Below are 18952 nucleotides of genomic sequence, written 5' to 3'. Positions count from 1 at the left end.
GTCGGCATACAGCTAGTCAGAAATTTTGTTGATCAGCCCGCATAGCATTTTTGAAAGCTCGCGGGTTTCAATTATCCAAGCGGCAGCAAGTGACTCGGAGATGTAGCCGATTTCTTTACCCACGATGAGCTGGGTTCTCAACTCACCGCAGGACGCTTTCGCTATCCATAAAAACCGGCACTTATCCTTTGCTGTGTAACGCTCCATGCCTTCCGCGATATTGCTGGGCACTGACAAAGCTGAGCGTGTGATCTGGCTCTTGAAAGCCAGATCTCTGCATGCAGCCAGCTCCTTGTAAATCATGACAGCTAGTGCTTTGGCTCTTTGCCAAACCACAAGTCGCTCGAAATCCATTTCGATCACCTCGTATTCGCTTTTGCTTAGAGCTTGCCACTTGAAGCTTGCGGCTGCTTGTTAGAAATAACCCTGACGTTTCTTTTCTTCCATCGAGCCGGCGCCATCGTGGTCGATGACCCGGCCCTGGCGCTCGGAAGTTCGCGTCAGGAGCATTTCCTGAATGATGTCGGTGAGGCTGGTGGCCTCGGACTCGACAGCGCCCGTCAACGGGTAGTCGCCCAGTGTGCGGAAGCGGACCTTTTTCTTGACGATGCGCTTCTTGTCCTCGTCGGACAGGTGATTACGCAGGCGGTCGTCGTCGATCATGATCCAGGTGCCGTTCATCTCGATGACTTCGCGCTCGGCGGCGAAGTACAGCGGGACGATCGGGATACCTTCGAGGTAGATGTACTGCCAGATGTCCAGCTCGGTCCAGTTGGAGAGCGGGAACACGCGGATCGACTCGCCTTTGTTGACGTTGCCGTTGTAGACGTTCCACAGCTCGGGACGCTGGTTTTTCGGGTCCCAGCGGTGCTTGGTGTCGCGGAAGGAATACACGCGCTCTTTGGCGCGGGATTTCTCCTCGTCACGACGGGCGCCGCCGAACGCGGCATCGAAGCCGTGCTTGTCGAGGGCCTGCTTGAGACCCTGGGTTTTCATGATATCGGTGTGCTTCGAGCTGCCGTGGGTCAGCGGGTTGATACCCTGCGCGACGCCGTCCGGGTTCACGTGCACGATGAGGTCCAGGCCCATGTCCTCGACCATCTTGTCGCGGAAGCGGTACATCTCCTGGAATTTCCAGCGGGTGTCGACGTGCATCACCGGGAACGGCAGCTTGCCCGGAAAGAAGGCCTTGCGCGCCAGATGCAGCATCACGGCAGAGTCTTTACCGACGGAGTACAGCATCACCGGGTTATCGAACTCGGCAGCGACCTCGCGGATGATGTGGATGCTTTCCGCCTCCAGCTGTTTCAGATGCGTCAGTTTGTCGACCATGGTTACTCACGGGATAACGTACGTGTAGGGAGAGCCTGCGGGCTCTATCGAGCGAGGCACTTTATCATGGGGCCTGATTCTATTCAGCGGCGTGGATAGATCGAAACGATCTATCCATATAGCTCAGGCTTTGGACGCGCAGGCATGCTAAATCGGGTTCGGGCAGTCGACGAACAGATGCTCCAGGGCAAAGCGTCGCGCCAGGTAATCACCCAGTGCCTGCACCCCGTAGCGCTCGGTGGCGTGATGGCCGGCAGCAATGAAACTGATGCCGTTTTCCCGCGCGCTGTGAAAGGTCTGCTCGGACGCCTCGCCACTCAAATACAGGTCCACACCGGCCAGCACGGCTTGATCGATGTAACCCTGCCCGCCTCCGGTGCACCAGCCGACCCGGCGAATCATGCCGTCGCCTTCGATCAGCAGCGGCTCGCGTCCCAATGCAGTCTGCACGCGATGGGCGAAATCCCGTGGGGTCATGGCCTCGCTGAGTGAGCCCACCAGCCCGACGATGCGTGGATTGTCCGGGTCCAGCGGGCCTTCGACAGTGATCTCCAGTTGCCGGGCCAACTGAACGTTATTGCCCACGTCGGCGTGAAGGTCAAGGGGCAAGTGATAGGACAGCAGACTGATGTCGTGCTTAAGCAGCGTCTTCAGGCGACGCTGCTTCATGCCGGTGATGCAGGGATTTTCGCCCTTCCAGAAATACCCGTGATGCACCAGCACCAGATCGGCGTTGGCCTCCACCGCCGCGTCGAGCAACGCTTGACTCGCCGTAACACCGGAGACGATGCGCCTGACCTGCGGCCGACCCTCGACCTGTAGGCCATTGGGGCAATAATCCTGAATCCGCGCGCTACCGAGATAGCGGTCCGCTTCTTCCACCAGGGTGCTCAGGGCAACGGCCATAAAAGTCTCCTAAATATGCAGTCCAGACCGTGTCGGTCCTCGTATAATGCCGCCCATTATGGCGCAGCTAGGCGCTTCTACCTTCAGGACTCCGCTCAATGTTCAAAGCGCTGCGTTTTCTCGGCTGGCCCTTGCTCGCTGGTGTGCTAATCGCTTTATTGATTATCCAGCGATACCCCGAGTGGGTCGGGCTTCCAAGCCAGGACGTGAACCTGCAACAAGCGCCCCAGCAGGCCTTCGTGCAACAGGGTCCGGTGTCTTACGCGGACGCCGTCAGCAACGCCGCCCCGGCCGTGGCCAATCTGTACACGACCAAGATGGTCAATAACAACAATAAGCCCAACCATCCGCTGTTCGACGACCCGCAGTTTCGTCGTTTCTTCGGCGACAACTTGCCTAAACAAAAGCGCATGCAGTCGAGCCTGGGATCGGCCGTGATCATGAGCCCGGAAGGCTACCTGCTGACCAACAACCACGTCACCTCCGGCGCCGACCAGATTGTCGTTGCGCTCAAGGACGGTCGCGAGACCATTGCCAAAGTGGTCGGCAGCGACCCGGAGACCGATCTTGCGGTCCTCAAGATTGACCTGAAAAACCTGCCTTCCATTACCCTTGGCCGTTCGGATTCCATCCGCATCGGCGACGTCGCATTGGCGATCGGTAACCCGTTTGGCGTCGGTCAGACCGTGACCATGGGCATCATCAGTGCCACCGGGCGAAATCAGTTGGGCCTCAACACCTACGAAGACTTCATTCAGACCGACGCGGCGATCAACCCCGGCAACTCGGGCGGCGCGCTGGTGGACGCCAACGGCAACCTGACCGGGATCAACACGGCGATCTTCTCCAAATCCGGTGGCTCCCAGGGCATTGGTTTTGCGATTCCCACCAAGCTGGCGCTGGAGGTGATGAAGTCAATCATCGAGCACGGTCAGGTGATTCGCGGCTGGTTGGGTATCGAAGTACAGCCATTGACCCAGGAGCTGTCGGAATCGTTCGGGCTGAAGGACCGCCCGGGCATCGTGGTCGCCGGGATTTTCCGGGACGGCCCGGCGCAGAAGGCCGGATTGCAACTGGGTGATGTGATCTTGAGCATCAACGGCGAGCCAGCCGGCGACGGGCGCCGTTCCATGAATCAGGTGGCGCGCACCAAGCCGACCGACAAGATCACCATTCAGGTCATGCGCAATGGCAAGGAATTGAAACTGACCGCCGAAGTGGGCGTGCGGCCACCGCAGACAACGGCGCCTGCGGCGGAGAATTGATCGGTTGCCGTTAAGCAACCCTCAACTCAGCTCGACAAATCTCCCAACGCCTCCACCAGCGCCTGATTCTGTTCAGGCGTGCCGATGGTGATGCGCAGGAACTGCGCGATACGCGTTTGTTTGAAGTGACGCACGATCACGCCCTGTTCCCGTACCTTGGCTGCCAGTCCGGCAGCGTCATGCTGAGGGTGGCGTGCGAAGATGAAATTCGCGGCCGAGGGCAGCACTTCAAAGCCCTTGCCCTCCAACTGCTCGACAAGCGCTTCACGGCTGGCAATCACGCGCTGGCAGGTGCGCTCGAAGTACTCACGGTCATCGAATGCCGCTGCAGCGCCAACGATAGCCATACGGTCCAGCGGATACGAGTTGAAGCTGTTCTTGACCCGTTCCAGCGCTTCGATCAGGTCGGGATGCCCCACCGCAAGGCCCACTCGCAACCCGGCGAGGGAGCGCGACTTGGACAGCGTCTGGGTGACCAGCAGGTTCGGATAGCGCTCCACCAGGCTAATCGCGGTTTCGCCGCCGAAGTCGATGTACGCCTCGTCGACGATCACCACCGAATCCGGGCTGTTCTTGAGGATCTGCTCGACGGCATCGAGTGCCAACAGGCAGCCGGTGGGTGCATTTGGGTTCGGGAAAATGATGCCGCCATTGGGACGCGCGTAATCTTCGACGCGAATTTGAAACTGCTCGTCCAGCGGCACGGCCTCATAGTCGACGCCATACAGGCCGCAGTACACCGGATAGAAGCTGTAGCTGATGTCCGGGAACAGCAGCGGTTTCTCCTGTCGGAAGAACGCGTTATAGGCGTGGGCCAGCACCTCATCCGAACCGTTGCCGAGGAACACGCGATTGGCGTCGACGCCGTAATAACGCGCTACGGCTTGCTTCAGCACGTCACTGTTGGGGTCGGGATACAGGCGCAGCTCGTCACTGACCGCAGCACGCATGGCATCGATCGCCTTGGGCGACGGCCCATAGGGGTTTTCGTTGGTGTTGAGCTTCACCAGTTTGGTTAGCTTGGGCTGCTCGCCCGGTACATAAGGCACCAGGTCGTTGACGAAGGGACTCCAGAATTTACTCATGCTCAGTTGCCCTCTTGTTCGGTGTCGACGATGCGGTATTCGGCGCTGCGGGCATGGGCGGTCAATGACTCGCCGCGCGCCAGCACAGAGGCCGTTTTGCCCAGTTCGGACGCGCCCTGCTCCGAGCAGTAAATGATCGATGAGCGTTTCTGAAAATCGTACACGCCCAGCGGCGACGAGAATCGCGCGGTGCCCGAAGTCGGCAACACGTGGTTGGGACCTGCGCAGTAGTCTCCCAGCGCTTCGGACGTGTGGCGGCCCATGAAGATCGCGCCGGCGTGGCGAATCTGCGGCAGCCAGGCCTCAGGGTCGGCCACCGATAACTCCAGGTGCTCCGGCGCAATCCGGTTGGCGACTTCAATCGCCTGAGTCATGTCGACCACTTTGATCAAGGCGCCGCGGCCATTGATCGAGGTCTGGATGATTTCCGCGCGCTCCATCGTCGGCATCAGTCTGGCGATGCTGGCCGCGACGCGATCAAGGAATTCCGCATCCGGGCTGACCAGAATCGCCTGGGCGTCTTCGTCGTGCTCGGCCTGAGAGAACAGGTCCATGGCGATCCAGTCCGGGTCGGTCTGGCCGTCGCACACCACCAGAATCTCCGACGGGCCGGCGATCATGTCGATGCCCACCTGACCGAACACATGACGCTTGGCGGTGGCCACATAGATGTTGCCCGGCCCGACGACTTTGTCCACCTGTGGAACGCTTTCAGTGCCATAGGCCAGCGCCGCAACCGCCTGCGCGCCGCCGATGGTGAATACCCGATCGACGCCGGCGATGCAGGCCGCCGCCAGTACCAGCTCGTTGAGCTCACCGCGCGGGGTCGGCACGACCATGACCACTTCGCCCACGCCAGCCACTTTGGCGGGAATGGCGTTCATCAACACTGAAGACGGGTAAGACGCTTTACCGCCCGGCACGTAAAGGCCGGCGCGGTCCAGAGGAGTGACTTTCTGGCCGAGGACGGTGCCGTCGGCTTCGGTGTAGCTCCAGGAATCCTGCTTCTGCCGCTCGTGGTAACTGCGCACCCGGTCGGCTGCTTTTTCGAGGGCCTGACGCTGGTCCGGCGTGATGCGGGTCAGTGCAAGCTCCAGGCGCTCACGCGGCAGAATCAGGTCCGCCATTGACGCAACGTCCAGGCCGTCGAAGCGGCGGGTGTATTCCACCAGGGCCGCATCACCGCGCTCGCGCACGTTCTTGATGATGTCCAGCACACGCTCATTGACCGAGTCGTCAGACACACTTTCCCAGCTCAGCAGATGATCCAGATGACGGGCGAAATCCGGATCGGCAGCGTTGAGTCGGCGAATAGCGTTGGGAGTGGTCATAGCGTGGGCCTCAATGATGGCGATTTCTCAGGTGGCGATGTCAGTTGCAAGGATAGGCAGATGCCTAAGCTAGCAAGCCATCCGCGCGGGCACCTGAGAAATTTGGCTATGACACGGATAGCTGGGCGTGATCCTGTTGAAGGTCACGCGATTCAGTCAACCGCGGTGTCGCGACTCCACGGCTGTGCGCAGGGTGTCGATCAGCGACTGAATGCGGGCGTGCTGCATTTTCATGGATGCCTTGTTCACCACCAGACGCGAGCTGATGTGGGCAATCATGTCTTGCGGTTCGAGGCCGTTGGCCCGCAGCGTGTTGCCGGTGTCGACGACGTCGATGATCTTGTCGGCCAGGCCTACAAGCGGCGCAAGCTCCATGGAGCCATACAGCTTGATGATGTCGACCTGACGGCCTTGTTCGGCGTAGTAGCGCTTGGCAACATTGACGAACTTGGTTGCAACACGCAGCCGACCCTTGGGTTCGACGGCGCCGACCGCGCCTGCGGTCATCAACTTGCACTGGGCGATTTGCAGGTCGAGGGGCTCGTACAGCCCTTGACCGCCGTATTCCATCAGGACGTCCTTGCCCGCAACGCCGAGATCTGCAGCGCCATGCTCGACATAGGTCGGCACGTCGGTGGCGCGCACGATCAGCAGGCGCACATCGGGCTGCGTCGTTGGGATGATCAGCTTGCGGCTCTTGTCCGGATTCTCGGTCGGCACGATGCCCGCCGCAGCGAGCAGCGGCAAGGTGTCGTCGAGGATACGGCCCTTGGACAGTGCGATGGTCAACATGGGAAACGTCAGTCCTTATCAGCAGCGCGTGCCGGGTCGCAACTGGCGCCCGACAACCTCGGGCTCAAGAAGCCAGAGTGAAACGAATCAGAAAGTCATGGCGCGATGGCCAGACACGTTGCCCAGGTCGATCTCATCGACCCGGGCGAACGCGCAGCAGCTGACTAGCCCGGGACGCGACGGATCTTCGCGCCCAGCATCTGCAGCTTTTCTTCGATGCATTCGTAACCACGGTCGATGTGGTAGATGCGGTCGATCAGCGTGTCACCTTCGGCAACCAGCGCCGAAATGACCAGGCTCGCCGAAGCACGCAGGTCGGTCGCCATCACTGGCGCGCCTTTGAGCTTGGTGCAGCCGGTGACGATAGCGGTGTTGCCCTCGACCTGAATCTGCGCGCCCATGCGGTGCATTTCATACACGTGCATGAAGCGGTTTTCGAAGATGGTTTCGATGACCGTCCCGGTACCCTCGGCAATGGCATTCAGCGAGATGAACTGGGCCTGCATGTCAGTCGGGAAAGCCGGGTATGGCGCAGTGCGCACGTTGACCGCTTTCGGACGTTTGCCGTGCATGTCCAGCTCGATCCAGTTGCTGCCGGTCGTGATCTCGGCACCGGCTTCACGCAGCTTCTCGAGAACCGCTTCGAGAATTGTCGGATCGGTGTCCTTGAGTTTCACACGGCCGCCGGTCGCAGCCGCGGCCACCAGATAGGTGCCGGTTTCGATACGGTCGGGCATGACGCGATAGGTCGCCGAACCCAGGCGTTTGACGCCGTCGATGGTGATGGTGTCGGTGCCGGCGCCAGAGACTTTACCGCCCATCGCGTTGATGAAGTTCGCCAGGTCGACGACTTCAGGTTCACGGGCGGCGTTTTGCAGGACGCTGCGGCCGTTGGCCAGGGCAGCGGCCATCATGATGTTCTCGGTACCGGTGACGCTGACGGTGTCGAAGAAGAAGTGCGCACCTCGGAGGCCGCCTTCCGGCGCCTTGGCCTTGATGTAACCGCCTTCGACGTCGATGATCGCGCCCATGGCTTCAAGACCACGGATGTGCAGATCGACCGGCCGCGAACCGATGGCGCAACCACCAGGCAATGCCACTTCGGCTTCACCGAAACGGGCAACCATAGGGCCGAGGACGAGGATCGACGCACGCATGGTTTTCACCAGTTCGTACGGTGCGACCAGGGTCTTGATGGTGCGAGGATCGATCTCGACGCTGAGCTTCTCGTCGATGATCGGCTCGATGCCCATACGACCGAACAGCTCGATCATGGTGGTGATGTCGTGCAGGTGCGGCAGGTTGGCGACGGTCACAGGACCATCAGCCAGCAGCGTGGCTGCGAGAATCGGCAGGGCAGAGTTCTTTGCCCCGGAGATGCGGATTTCGCCATCAAGACGAATGCCGCCAGTAATAATCAGTTTATCCATTGGAATCTCGACGCCGTTTTGGCTCAGGTGCGCTCGGCCCATGCAGCGCGGCTGAAAAATTTCATGGTGACCGCATGGATACTGCCATCGGCGATCCATGGGTTCAAATGCGTGTAGATCTGCTGCTGGCGCTTGACCGGGCTCAGTGCGGCCAGTTCGTCGCTGATCAGGTTCAGCTGGAAATTGCAGCCTTCGCCTTCAACTTCGACCTGGATGTCTGGCAACTTAGCTTCCAGGAAGCTTTTAACTTCTACGGCCTGCATGCTTAACCTCTATCGGCGCCCTACGCGCGCGGGTCGGCCATCATACAAAAAAGCCCTCTCGTTGCGAACCCTACTTTGCAAGGGACGGACGAGGGGCTTGATCGATGAAAGCAATTAATGGTGCTGCAACAGCTCGGTCAGCTCAGAGACTTTGGCGATTTCCTGCATGTCTTCAGGCAACGCCCGGACGGTGGCTGACTTGCCCGCCGCCTGAGCATCCCGCATGAAGGCGAGGAGCAATGAAAGGCCGACACTGCTGGACTTTTCGACACCGGAGCAATCCAGTGTCAGCGCCGGAGCAGTGCTTGCCTTGATCAGCGCCGCGCCCTGCTCACGCAAGGCGGGGCCGGTCCGATAGTCGATCACGCCGGAGAGCATCAGCTCTCCGCCGCCAGCGGCAGTGACGGACGCTTGACTCATTTGACAACCTTGTCGCTGGAGGCTTCCGAGGTCTGCTTGGCCTTGGCGACTTCGCCAGCCCAGCCGTCGATGGTTTTGTCCAGGTCGTTACCGTTGCGCTGCATGGCGTCAGCGAACTGATCGCGGAACAGCTTGCCGATATTGATGCCGTTGATGATCACGTTACGCACTTTCCACTCACCGCCAATTTTGACGAGGGTGTAGGAAACAGGGTAGACCGCGCCATTGTTGCCCTTGACCGACATGTCGACGGAAGTGCGATCAGCGCCTTCCTGCTTGGCAGGGGACACAGTGATGCCCTGGTTGTTGTACTCAAGCAGTGCGTTGCCATAGAACTGAATCAGGCTGCGCTTGAAGTTTTCCTGGAAGCGTTGCATCTGCGCCGGGGACGCATTGCGCGAATACTTCACGGTCATGATGCTTTTGGAGATGCCATCAGCGTCGATGACCGGGCCAACGATGCCGTTGAGTGCATCGTAAAAGGCTTGCGGATTGGACTTGTAGGTTTCTTTGTTGGCGGACAGGTCAGCCAGCAATTGCTTGGTGGTGCGATCAACCAGGTCGTGGGCGGAAGCATCGGACGCCGCTGCATTGGCAAACAAAGGCAGGGCGGCCAGCAGCACCAGAAGGCCACGGCGCAGAATCGAGATCATGAAAAAACTCCTCATTTGGCGTCTTTGCCCACTGAATTGAGCAGGAATTTACCGATCAGGTCTTCGAGTACCAACGAGGACTGGGTGTCATGGATGGTGCCGCCGTCTTTCAACAGTTGGTCATCGCCACCGACACTGATGCCGATGTATTTTTCACCCAGCAGGCCTGCGGTCAGAATGGAAGCCGTGGAATCCGAAGGCAGGTTGTTGACCCGCTTGTTCACTTCCATCGTCACGCGCCCTGTGAAGGTATCGTGATCCAGATCGATTGCAGTGACCTTGCCAATGTTCACACCGGCCATGGTCACTTTCGCTCTGACAGTCAAACCGGCGATATTGTCGAAATTTGCGTAAAGTTTATAAGTGTCGGTGTTGGCGCTGGCGCTCAGACCGCTGACGCGCAGGGCGAGCAGGAGCAAAGCCAGGATCCCGGCCAGCAGAAACAGGCCTACGCCGGTTTCGAGGGTGCGGTTTTGCATCAGAAGTCTCCAAACATCAAGGCGGTCATAATAAAGTCCAGGCCCAGTACGGCCAATGAGGCGTAGACCACGGTCTTGGTCGTGGCGCGACTGATCCCTTCGGACGTGGGCTCGCAGTCATAGCCCTGAAACACGGCAATCCAGGTGACGACAAAAGCGAACACGACGCTCTTGATGACACCGTTGAGTACATCATCGGTAAACGAAACGCTGTTCTGCATGTTGGCCCAGAAGGAGCCTTCGTAAACGCCCAGCCAGTCCACTGCCACCCAAGAACCACCCCAGATGCCGACCACGCTGAAAATCAGCGCCAGCACCGGCAGCGAAATGAAGCCTGCCCAGAGACGCGGCGCGACGATGTATTTGAGCGGATCGACGCCAATCATCTCGAGGCTGGACAACTGCTCGGTGGATTTCATGTTGCCGATTTCAGCGGTGAGCGCAGAGCCTGCACGGCCGGCGAACAATAGAGCGGTGACGACCGGGCCGAGTTCACGCAGCAACGTCAGGGCAACCATCTGCCCCACGGCCTGCTCGGAGCCATACTTGGCGAGAATGCTGAAGCCTTGCAGCGCCAGCACCATGCCGATAAATACGCCGGATACGACGATAATGGCCAGTGACATGACGCCCACCGAGTGCAGCTGACGAAGCAGCAGCTGGAAGCCACCACCGATTCCGCCGCGCCCAAGCAACGCATGAACCAGAAAAATCCCTGAACGACCCAGCACTGCAACCATATCGATCGTCGAACGCCCCATCAGGCGTACGCGATCCATTAAAGACTTTCTGCGCATCAGCGCTTCCCCAAAAGATCGTCGCGATAATCCGGCGCCGGATAATGGAAAGGCACCGGCCCGTCGGGATCACCCGTCATGAACTGACGTATACGAGGGTTATCCGACTGCATCAGTTCCTGCGGTGTGCCCTGCCCCAGCACCTGACCATCGCCGACGACATAGAGATAGTCGGCAATACTCGCAGTCTCGGCGAGGTCGTGGGACACCACGATACTGGTGATGCCCAGCGCATCATTGAGCAGCCGGATCAGCCGAACCAGCACACCCATGGCGATAGGGTCCTGGCCCACGAAGGGTTCGTCGTACATGAGGATCTGGGGATCCAGCGCGATGGCGCGCGCCAGTGCAACACGACGCTTCATGCCACCCGACAGCTCGTCGGGCATCAAGTCGACTGCACCACGAAGCCCCACCGCCTGCAGCTTGAGCAGAACGATGTCGCGGATCATGTCTTCAGGCAGCTTGGTGTGAACCCGCAGCGGGAACGCCACGTTTTCGAAAACGTCGAGATCGGTGAACAGTGCGCCGCTCTGAAAGAGCACGCCCATCTGCTTGCGCGCATCGAACAGATCGCTGCGCGAAAGCTTTGGCAAATTCTGGCCATTGACCCAGACTTCACCCGCGCTCGGACGCAGTTGTGCGCCCATCAACCGCAGCAGTGTGGTTTTACCACTGCCCGACGGGCCCATGATGCCGGTGACTTTGCCCCGGGGGATGCGGATGTCCACATTATTGAAGATGCTGCGCGCACCGCGCTTGAAGGAAACGCCCTTCAGCTCGACCGCGTAGGCGTTATCGGCACTCATCTAAACTCCTTGCGATGCAACCTGTCTCTCAGATGCCGCGTTCTTGACGAACGACACACTTATGGAGGGGCCGAACAAGCGGCGGACTATACCACCGCTGTCGCACGCCGCCCAAGCTCCAACGCGTCAAGTCGCAAACAAAGGACGGCATTAAGGACGGCGTGGAAATTTCGTACCCGTCGTCAGCCGTTATCACTCAGTTGCTGAAGGACGCGCCCTTTCATTAAACAAACAGCAACGATGAAGCGTGAGGCTTTTGAACATTGCCGCTATAATCCCCGGCTTTTGACCAAGCGACCCCTTCCGATATGTCCAATGCGCGCAATCTGATTGAATCGGCACAGAGCACCATCCGCCTTGAAATAGAAGCAGTGGAAGGTTTGCTTGCGCACATCAATGCCGATTTCGTCAGCGCGTGCGACATGATTCTGGGCAGCCAGGGCCGCGTGGTCGTGGTCGGCATGGGCAAGTCCGGGCATATCGGCAAGAAGATCGCTGCCACCCTTGCCAGCACCGGCACCCCTTCGTTTTTTGTGCACCCGGCCGAGGCCAGCCACGGCGACATGGGCATGATCACCAGCGCCGACATCATCCTGGCCCTGTCCAATTCGGGTACGACAGCCGAAATCGTCACATTGCTGCCTTTGATCAAGCGCCTGGGCATCAAGATGATCAGCCTGACCGGCAACCCGGAGTCAACGCTGGCCAAGGCCGCAGACGTCAACCTCAATGCACGGGTCGAAAAAGAAGCCTGCCCGCTGAATCTGGCGCCCACCTCCTCCACCACAGCGGCGCTGGTCATGGGCGACGCCCTGGCCGTTGCGCTACTGGACGCCAGAGGCTTCACCGCCGAAGACTTCGCCTTTTCCCACCCGGGCGGTGCGCTGGGTCGTCGGCTGCTGTTGAAGGTCGAGCATGTCATGCACACTGGCGTCGACCTCCCGCAGGTTGCGCGGGGCACGCCGCTTCGCGACTCGCTGATGGAAATGACCCGCAAGGGGCTGGGCATGACTGCCATTATCGAGAGCGATGGCCGCCTTGCCGGTATATTCACGGACGGTGATTTGCGTCGCACGCTGGATCGCCCGATCGACATACGCCAGGCAAGCATCGATGAAGTGATGACCGTCCACGGCAAGACCGTGCGCCCGGAAATGCTGGCGGCCGAAGCCCTGAAAATCATGGAAGACAACAAGATCGGCGCACTCATCGTGGTCGACGAGAACGATCGCCCGGTTGGCGCGTTCAACCTTCAAGACCTGCTCCGCGCAGGAGTCATGTAAATGAGCGCCGATATGAATGACCTGATGCAACGCGGCAAGAACATCAAACTGGCCATCTTCGATGTCGATGGCGTACTGACCGATGGGCGCCTGTATTTCCTCGAAGACGGCAGCGAGTTCAAGACGTTCAACACACTCGACGGTCAGGGCATCAAGATGCTCATCAACTCGGGTGTGACGACAGCCATCATCAGCGGGCGCAAGACGCCCGTGGTTGAGCGGCGCGCGAAGAACCTCGGCATCGCACATCTCTATCAGGGCCGCGAAGACAAACTCGTGGTTCTCGACGAGCTTTTGCAACAACTGAATCTAAGCTACGAGCACGTCGCGTATCTGGGTGACGACTTGCCTGATCTGCCGGTCATTCGCCGGGTCGGTCTGGGCATGGCCGTTGCCAACGCTGCCGGCTTTGTTCGCGAGCACGCCCATGGCACCACCCAGGCACGTGGCGGCGAAGGCGCTGCCCGCGAATTCTGCGAGTTGATCCTGAAAGCTCAGGGCAACCTCGAAGCGGCTCACGCCGCCTACCTATAGAAGTGCATTTATGCTGAGCAAAAAGTTTCGTACGTTTCTGCTGTTCGGTGTGCTGGCACTGCTGCTGGCAGCGGTCGGCTACTGGAACATCAGTCCGGAAAGCTTCCTCGATCAACCCAAGGCTGCCGTGGATGAAAGCGCTGTCGATTACTATGCGACCAACGCCCACAGCATTCAGTACCTGCCCGACGGGACCATGCAGTACGACATGACCGCCGACAAGGTCGAGCACTTGAAAGCCACCGACGTCACCCTGATGACCACGCCGGTGCTGCAGATGTATCGCGGCTCGACCTTCCCGTGGCACGTACAGAGCGTTCGCGCCGAAGTGTCGCCGGGGGGTGATCACGTCGAGCTGATCGACTCGGTGCGCATCAACCGCACCGACGAAAAGAATCGTACCACCATCATCACCAGCAGCCGCATGACTGTATTCCCGCAGAAGCAATATGCGGAGACTGCCCAACCCGTTAGAATCGACGGCCTTGGCGGTGTAACCACCGGCACGGGTATGAAAGCGTATCTGAAAGAAAGCAGGATGAACCTGCTATCCAACGTAAGAGGACAGTATGAGGCTCGTTAAAACCCTTCCTTTTTTGCTCGGCCTGGGCGCAGCACTGGGAAGCGCGAGCGCCTGGTCTCTGCCGACGGATCGCGATCAACCCATCCACATTCAGTCGGATGACGCGCAACTGGACGACAAGCAAGGCATCGCCACTTACAAAGGCAATGTCATCATCACCCAGGGCACGATGAAGATCACCGGCAACACCGTGACCATCACCCGAACACCGCAAGGCGACGTGGACGTGTTTACGTCCGTGGGCAACCTGGCTTACTACGAGCAGAAGCCATCGGTGGACAAGCCGATCGTTCAGGCCTGGGGCGTCACCATCCAGTACTTCGCGGCCCAGAACCGCATCGTGCTGATCGACAAGGCCAAAGTAGTCAACGACGGCAACACGTCCGAAGGCGAGAAAATCGTCTATGACACCGTCAAGCAGGTCGTGAACGCCGGTCGTGCCAATGGCACCAAGGTCACCGCCCCACGCCCTCGCATCGACATGGTCATCCAGCCGAAAAAGAAAACCGACCAGCAGAAGGCCCAGTAATGGCAACGCTGAAAGCCCAACACCTGGCCAAGGCCTATAAAAGCCGCCAGGTCGTACGTGACGTCAGCCTGTCCATCGAGAGCGGCCAGATCGTCGGCCTGCTCGGCCCCAACGGCGCCGGCAAGACCACCTGCTTCTACATGATCGTCGGCCTGGTTCAGGCGGACCAGGGTCGCGTCCTGATCGACGACCAGGACGTCAGCCACCAGCCGATGCACGGCCGCGCACGCGCCGGTATTGGCTACCTGCCACAGGAAGCATCGATCTTCCGCAAGCTCTCCGTCTCGGACAACATCATGGCGATCCTGGAGACCCGCAAGGAGCTCGATCGCGCTGCCCGCCGCAAGGAGCTGGAGAGCCTGCTGCAGGAATTCCACATCACCCACATTCGCGACAACCTGGGCATGAGCCTGTCGGGTGGTGAACGTCGCCGTGTGGAGATCGCACGCGCGCTTGCCACTTCGCCGAAATTCATTCTGCTCGACGAACCCTTCGCCGGTGTCGACCCTATTTCCGTAGGCGACATCAAGCAGATCATTCACCACCTCAAGGCCAAAGGGATCGGCGTGCTGATCACCGACCACAACGTGCGTGAAACGCTGGATATCTGCGAAACCGCCTACATCGTCAACGATGGGCAGCTAATTGCCGAAGGCGACGCCGAATCCATCCTGGCCAACCAGTTGGTCAAGGAAGTGTATCTGGGTCACGAGTTCCGCCTGTAACCGCAGTGATGACATGAGGTTGTGCGGTGCCCCGCAGCGCGCGCTATCGCCGACCTCGTTTTTTAATTGTCATCACACTCTAGGCAAACCCTCCAGCTTCAGGCATATAATTTGCTTAAGTTGGCGCCATCGGCGCCCTGGTAGTAAATGGCGCGCAGTGCGCCGGCGAATAAGGTGTTAAGCCCTGCCATGAAACCTTCGCTAGTCTTGAGAATGGGCCAGCAGCTGACGATGACGCCTCAGCTGCAACAGGCAATCCGCTTGCTTCAGCTGTCGACGCTGGATCTCCAACAGGAGATTCAGGAGGCGCTGGAGTCGAACCCGATGCTGGAACGGCAGGAGGAAGGCGACGATTTCGACAATGCCGACCCCTTGGCGGATAACGTAGAGCAAAAGCCCAACGCTGATGTTCAGGAGCCCACCTATCAGGAATCGGCTCCTACCGTCGACAATCTGGATGAGGGCGACTGGAACGAGCGCATCCCCAACGAGCTGCCCGTCGACACCGCGTGGGAAGACGTCTATCAAACCAGCGCCAGCAGCCTGCCCAGCAATGACGATGACGAGTGGGATTTCACCACCCGCACCTCTGTTGGCGAGAGCCTGCAAAGCCACCTGCTCTGGCAGCTCAACCTGGCGCCGATGTCCGACACCGATCGCCTGATCGCCGTGACCCTGATCGACTGCATCAACAACCAGGGCTACCTCGACGAAACACTTGAAGAATTGCTCGACGCATTCGATCCCGAACTCGATATCGAGCTGGATGAGATAGAAGCCGTTCTGCACCGCATCCAGCAGTTCGAGCCTGCCGGCATCGGCGCTCGCAACCTGAGTGAATGCCTCCTGCTGCAGCTTCGCCAGTTGCCGGCCAAAACCAGGTGGCTGGCGGAAGCCCAGAAGCTGGTCAGCGAATACATCGACCTGTTGGGCAGCCGCGACTACGCGCAACTGATGCGCCGCATGAAGCTCAAGGAAGACGACCTGCGTCAGGTCATCGAACTGGTCCAAAGCCTCAACCCGCGGCCCGGCTCACAGATCGAGTCCAGTGAAGCTGAATACGTCGTGCCTGACGTCATTGTGCGCAAGGACAACGAGCGCTGGCTGGTGGAGCTGAACCAGGAATCCGTGCCGCGCCTGCGGGTCAATCCGCAATACGCAGGATTCGTGCGTCGCGCCGATACCAGTGCCGACAACACCTTCATGCGCAATCAACTGCAGGAAGCCCGCTGGTTCATCAAAAGCCTGCAGAGCCGCAACGAGACGCTGATGAAGGTGGCCACGCAAATCGTCGAACACCAGCGCGGCTTCCTCGAGTACGGCGACGAGGCCATGAAGCCGCTGGTTCTGCATGACATCGCCGAAGCGGTCGGCATGCACGAATCGACGATTTCCCGGGTGACCACGCAGAAATTCATGCACACCCCGCGCGGGATCTACGAACTCAAATATTTCTTTTCCAGCCACGTCAGCACCTCCGAAGGCGGCGAATGCTCGTCCACGGCGATTCGCGCGATCATCAAAAAACTGGTCGCCGCGGAAAATCAGAAAAAGCCGTTGAGTGACAGCAAGATCGCTGGTTTACTGGAAGCACAAGGCATTCAAGTGGCCCGTCGCACAGTCGCCAAGTACCGCGAATCCCTTGGGATTTCGCCGTCCAGCGAACGCAAGCGGCTGATGTAAAGGCCACACGTCAAAGTGTTTCAGTGGCAGGCATTACGCCTGCCTCTTAATGCACTGGCAACGAAGGAGAAGCTGTATGCAAGTCAACATCAGTGGACACCAGCTGGAAGTGACCGAACCTCTGCGTACCTACATCGGCGAGAAGCTCGCCCGACTGGAACGCCACTTTGACAAGATCACGAATGTGCAGGTCACGATGGAGGTCGAGAAGCTCAAGCAGAAAATCGAAGCCACCTTGCATGTTCCTGGTGCTGAAGTGGTTGCCAACGCCGAACACGACGACATGTATGCAGCCATTGACCTGCTTGCCGACAAGCTTGACCGCCAACTCAAAAAACATAAGGAAAAACAGCAAAGTCTGCTGCAAGGCGCGACTGCTCGCTGACACTCCCCACTCATGATCCGACTTGAAAATATCCTGACCCCTGGCCGTTCACTCGTGAACGTGCCAGGCGGCAGCAAAAAAGCCGTACTCCAAAACATCGCCAACGTGATCAGCAAGCAAGTGCCTGATCTTGATGAGCAGGTGATGTTTGAAAGTCTTATTGCCCGTGAAAAGCTCGGTTCTACCGGATTCGGCAATGGCATCGCCATTCCCCACTGTAGGCTTAAGGGCTGTACAACGCCTGTCAGCGCCGTGCTGCATCTCGAGAAACCTATAGATTTCGACGCCATTGACGGCGCACCGGTTGACCTGCTGTTTGTGCTGCTGGTCCCGGAAGCGGCCACCGATGCCCATCTCGAACTGCTGCGCCAGATCGCCAGCATGCTTGATCAGGCCGAGGTGCGTAAGCGCCTGCGCGGCGCCAAGACAGGCGAAGAGCTCTACAACGTCGTGCTCGACGTCCAGAACGGTCACTGATCATGCGCATGATCATCGTCAGCGGCCGCTCCGGCTCCGGCAAGAGCACGGCCCTCGATGTCCTTGAAGACAGCGGCTTCTACTGTGTCGACAATCTTCCCGCCGGCCTGCTCCCTGAGCTGGCCGAGCGCGCGCTGATCAACACCGAGCTGGCTGAGCCTTTATTAGCTGTCTCGATTGATGCGCGCAACCTGCCCAGTCACCTGACACGATTCCCGCGCATGCTCGCCGAAGTTCGCGCCCGCCATATCCAGTGCGACGTGCTGTTTCTCGATGCCGATGAAGCAACCCTGCTCAAGCGTTTTTCCGAGACCCGACGTCGTCACCCGCTGAGCACGGCAACACGCTCGCTGGCCGAGGCGATTCGTGACGAGAAAACCCTGCTCGGTCCGATCATCGACCTGGCTGATCTGACGGTCGACACCACGCACCTGAATCTCTACCAGCTGCGCGACATTCTTAAACTGCGCCTGCTGAACAAACCCGAGCCGGGCACCGCCTTCCTCATCGAATCCTTCGGCTTCAAGCGCGGCATGCCCGTGGACGCCGACCTGGTGTTCGACGTGCGCTGCCTGCCCAATCCGTACTGGAAACCGGAGCTGCGCGAGCAGTCGGGCCTCGACAAGCCGGTTGCCGATTACCTTGCAGCTCAGCCGGACGTCGAAGAAATGTTCCAGGACATCTTTGCGTACCTCAACAAGTGGTTGCCGCGCTTCGCCGCCAGCAACCGCGCCTACGTCACTATCGCCATTGGCTGCACCGGCGGACACCACCGCTCCGTCTACCTGACAGAACGTCTGGGTCAGGTGCTGCAGCAATCGCTCAAGAATGTTCAGGTCCGCCACCGCGACCTAAGCTGAAAGGACCTCCATCGCGATGCCCGCTCTAGAAATCACCATCATCAACAAGCTGGGTCTGCACGCCCGGGCCGCCGCCAAGTTCGTGGGTGTCGCCGGCAAGTACCCGTGTCAGATCAGGGTTGGCCGCACGCCGGAAACCATGGTCGATGGCAAAAGCATCATGGCCGTCATGATGCTCGCTGCCGGCAAGGGCACCCTGATTCATCTGGCTACCGAAGGTGAAGACGCCGAGGCCGCGCTGGCGGGACTGGTGGAGCTGATCAACAACAAGTTTGACGAAGGCGAATAAGCTTACGCCTGGGCGACGCGTCCATTACCGTCAGAGATGAGC

The 18952-nt window shown here is 59.3% G+C and carries 24 protein-coding genes; 11 read left to right on the top strand and 13 right to left on the bottom strand.

What is annotated here, in order from left to right; genetic code table 11:
* Nucleotides 1–12 precede the first annotated feature (12 nt).
* From BMY98_RS02845 to BMY98_RS02835, 3 genes are all read right to left on the bottom strand, one after another.
* Nucleotides 13–354 carry a four helix bundle protein gene (locus BMY98_RS02845; protein ID WP_074884406.1) on the bottom strand — a complete coding sequence of 114 codons (342 nt, stop codon included), beginning with the start codon at nucleotides 352–354 and terminating at the stop codon, nucleotides 13–15.
* A gap of 60 nt (nucleotides 355–414) precedes the next feature.
* Complete coding sequence (gene cysD, locus BMY98_RS02840) at nucleotides 415–1332, bottom strand: sulfate adenylyltransferase subunit CysD (RefSeq protein WP_074884403.1); 918 nt, start codon at nucleotides 1330–1332, stop codon at nucleotides 415–417.
* Nucleotides 1333–1479: 147 nt separating this feature from the next.
* A complete protein-coding gene (locus BMY98_RS02835) occupies nucleotides 1480–2238 on the bottom strand; it encodes a Nif3-like dinuclear metal center hexameric protein (RefSeq protein ID WP_074884401.1) in 759 nt (252 codons plus the stop codon).
* Nucleotides 2239–2336: 98 nt separating this feature from the next.
* On the opposite strand from BMY98_RS02835, the gene algW reads away from it, so the two are divergent.
* On the top strand, nucleotides 2337–3503 hold the full coding sequence (gene algW, locus BMY98_RS02830; RefSeq protein WP_074884398.1) for a Do family serine endopeptidase AlgW: 1167 nt from the start codon (nucleotides 2337–2339) through the stop codon (nucleotides 3501–3503).
* A gap of 26 nt (nucleotides 3504–3529) precedes the next feature.
* Here the strand turns inward: algW and hisC are convergent, their stop codons facing one another.
* From hisC to BMY98_RS02780, 10 genes are all read right to left on the bottom strand, one after another.
* The gene (hisC, locus tag BMY98_RS02825; RefSeq protein ID WP_074884395.1) at nucleotides 3530–4588 is read right to left on the bottom strand and encodes a histidinol-phosphate transaminase; all 1059 of its coding nucleotides are present in this window, start codon (nucleotides 4586–4588) and stop codon (nucleotides 3530–3532) included.
* A 2-nt stretch (nucleotides 4589–4590) separates the two neighbouring features.
* Complete coding sequence (hisD, locus tag BMY98_RS02820) at nucleotides 4591–5919, bottom strand: histidinol dehydrogenase (protein ID WP_074884392.1); 1329 nt, start codon at nucleotides 5917–5919, stop codon at nucleotides 4591–4593.
* A 156-nt stretch (nucleotides 5920–6075) separates the two neighbouring features.
* Complete coding sequence (gene hisG, locus BMY98_RS02815; RefSeq protein ID WP_074884389.1) at nucleotides 6076–6711, bottom strand: ATP phosphoribosyltransferase; 636 nt, start codon at nucleotides 6709–6711, stop codon at nucleotides 6076–6078.
* A 164-nt stretch (nucleotides 6712–6875) separates the two neighbouring features.
* Nucleotides 6876–8141 carry a UDP-N-acetylglucosamine 1-carboxyvinyltransferase gene (murA, locus tag BMY98_RS02810; RefSeq protein ID WP_074884754.1) on the bottom strand — a complete coding sequence of 422 codons (1266 nt, stop codon included), beginning with the start codon at nucleotides 8139–8141 and terminating at the stop codon, nucleotides 6876–6878.
* 23 nt (nucleotides 8142–8164) lie between these two features.
* Nucleotides 8165–8404 carry a BolA family protein gene (locus BMY98_RS02805; protein ID WP_037014766.1) on the bottom strand — a complete coding sequence of 80 codons (240 nt, stop codon included), beginning with the start codon at nucleotides 8402–8404 and terminating at the stop codon, nucleotides 8165–8167.
* A 114-nt stretch (nucleotides 8405–8518) separates the two neighbouring features.
* Entirely contained in the window at nucleotides 8519–8824 is a 306-nt protein-coding gene (locus BMY98_RS02800; protein WP_074884386.1) for an STAS domain-containing protein, read from the bottom strand.
* Complete coding sequence (locus BMY98_RS02795) at nucleotides 8821–9477, bottom strand: MlaC/ttg2D family ABC transporter substrate-binding protein (protein WP_074884382.1); 657 nt, start codon at nucleotides 9475–9477, stop codon at nucleotides 8821–8823. Before BMY98_RS02795 ends, BMY98_RS02800 begins: the two co-directional genes overlap by 4 nt.
* Nucleotides 9478–9488: 11 nt before the next feature.
* The gene (mlaD, locus tag BMY98_RS02790; protein ID WP_065992091.1) at nucleotides 9489–9956 is read right to left on the bottom strand and encodes an outer membrane lipid asymmetry maintenance protein MlaD; all 468 of its coding nucleotides are present in this window, start codon (nucleotides 9954–9956) and stop codon (nucleotides 9489–9491) included.
* Complete coding sequence (gene mlaE, locus BMY98_RS02785; RefSeq protein WP_074884379.1) at nucleotides 9956–10753, bottom strand: lipid asymmetry maintenance ABC transporter permease subunit MlaE; 798 nt, start codon at nucleotides 10751–10753, stop codon at nucleotides 9956–9958. The genes mlaD and mlaE overlap by 1 nt, the downstream gene beginning before the upstream one ends.
* On the bottom strand, nucleotides 10753–11562 hold the full coding sequence (locus tag BMY98_RS02780; protein ID WP_074884376.1) for an ATP-binding cassette domain-containing protein: 810 nt from the start codon (nucleotides 11560–11562) through the stop codon (nucleotides 10753–10755). Before BMY98_RS02780 ends, mlaE begins: the two co-directional genes overlap by 1 nt.
* A 308-nt stretch (nucleotides 11563–11870) precedes the next feature.
* Here BMY98_RS02780 and BMY98_RS02775 point away from each other — a divergent pair, with 308 nt between their 5' ends.
* The 10 genes from BMY98_RS02775 to BMY98_RS02730 all read left to right on the top strand — a co-directional run bounded on the left by BMY98_RS02775 (nucleotide 11871) and on the right by BMY98_RS02730 (nucleotide 18910).
* Nucleotides 11871–12845 (top strand): KpsF/GutQ family sugar-phosphate isomerase, encoded by a 975-nt coding sequence (locus BMY98_RS02775; RefSeq protein ID WP_074884373.1) that lies wholly within the window; start codon nucleotides 11871–11873, stop codon nucleotides 12843–12845.
* A complete protein-coding gene (locus BMY98_RS02770) occupies nucleotides 12846–13379 on the top strand; it encodes a KdsC family phosphatase (RefSeq protein WP_074884370.1) in 534 nt (177 codons plus the stop codon).
* Between the two features lie 10 nt (nucleotides 13380–13389).
* Nucleotides 13390–13962: an LPS export ABC transporter periplasmic protein LptC gene (lptC, locus tag BMY98_RS02765; protein ID WP_037014789.1), complete on the top strand. Its 573-nt coding sequence runs from the start codon at nucleotides 13390–13392 to the stop codon at nucleotides 13960–13962.
* Nucleotides 13949–14491, top strand: coding sequence for a lipopolysaccharide transport periplasmic protein LptA (gene lptA, locus BMY98_RS02760; RefSeq protein ID WP_037014791.1), 543 nt, complete (start codon nucleotides 13949–13951; stop codon nucleotides 14489–14491). Before lptC ends, lptA begins: the two co-directional genes overlap by 14 nt.
* Nucleotides 14491–15216: an LPS export ABC transporter ATP-binding protein gene (gene lptB / locus BMY98_RS02755; RefSeq protein WP_074884367.1), complete on the top strand. Its 726-nt coding sequence runs from the start codon at nucleotides 14491–14493 to the stop codon at nucleotides 15214–15216. The genes lptA and lptB overlap by 1 nt, the downstream gene beginning before the upstream one ends.
* Before the next feature lie 189 nt (nucleotides 15217–15405).
* Complete coding sequence (locus BMY98_RS02750) at nucleotides 15406–16899, top strand: RNA polymerase factor sigma-54 (protein WP_074884364.1); 1494 nt, start codon at nucleotides 15406–15408, stop codon at nucleotides 16897–16899.
* Between the two features lie 76 nt (nucleotides 16900–16975).
* Complete coding sequence (gene hpf, locus BMY98_RS02745) at nucleotides 16976–17284, top strand: ribosome hibernation-promoting factor, HPF/YfiA family (RefSeq protein WP_037014798.1); 309 nt, start codon at nucleotides 16976–16978, stop codon at nucleotides 17282–17284.
* Between the two features lie 12 nt (nucleotides 17285–17296).
* Nucleotides 17297–17761 (top strand): PTS IIA-like nitrogen regulatory protein PtsN, encoded by a 465-nt coding sequence (gene ptsN, locus BMY98_RS02740; RefSeq protein WP_074884362.1) that lies wholly within the window; start codon nucleotides 17297–17299, stop codon nucleotides 17759–17761.
* A gap of 2 nt (nucleotides 17762–17763) precedes the next feature.
* Nucleotides 17764–18621, top strand: a complete 858-nt coding sequence (gene rapZ / locus BMY98_RS02735) for an RNase adapter RapZ (RefSeq protein ID WP_074884359.1) — start codon at nucleotides 17764–17766, stop codon at nucleotides 18619–18621.
* Nucleotides 18622–18637: 16 nt separating this feature from the next.
* Entirely contained in the window at nucleotides 18638–18910 is a 273-nt protein-coding gene (locus tag BMY98_RS02730; RefSeq protein WP_074884356.1) for an HPr family phosphocarrier protein, read from the top strand.
* Nucleotides 18911–18952 lie beyond the last annotated feature (42 nt).

This window comes from Pseudomonas graminis, assembly GCF_900111735.1.
In the GTDB taxonomy this organism is placed as follows: Bacteria; Pseudomonadota; Gammaproteobacteria; order Pseudomonadales; family Pseudomonadaceae; genus Aquipseudomonas; species Aquipseudomonas graminis.
This window is presented reverse-complemented; position numbering and strand designations above follow the sequence as displayed.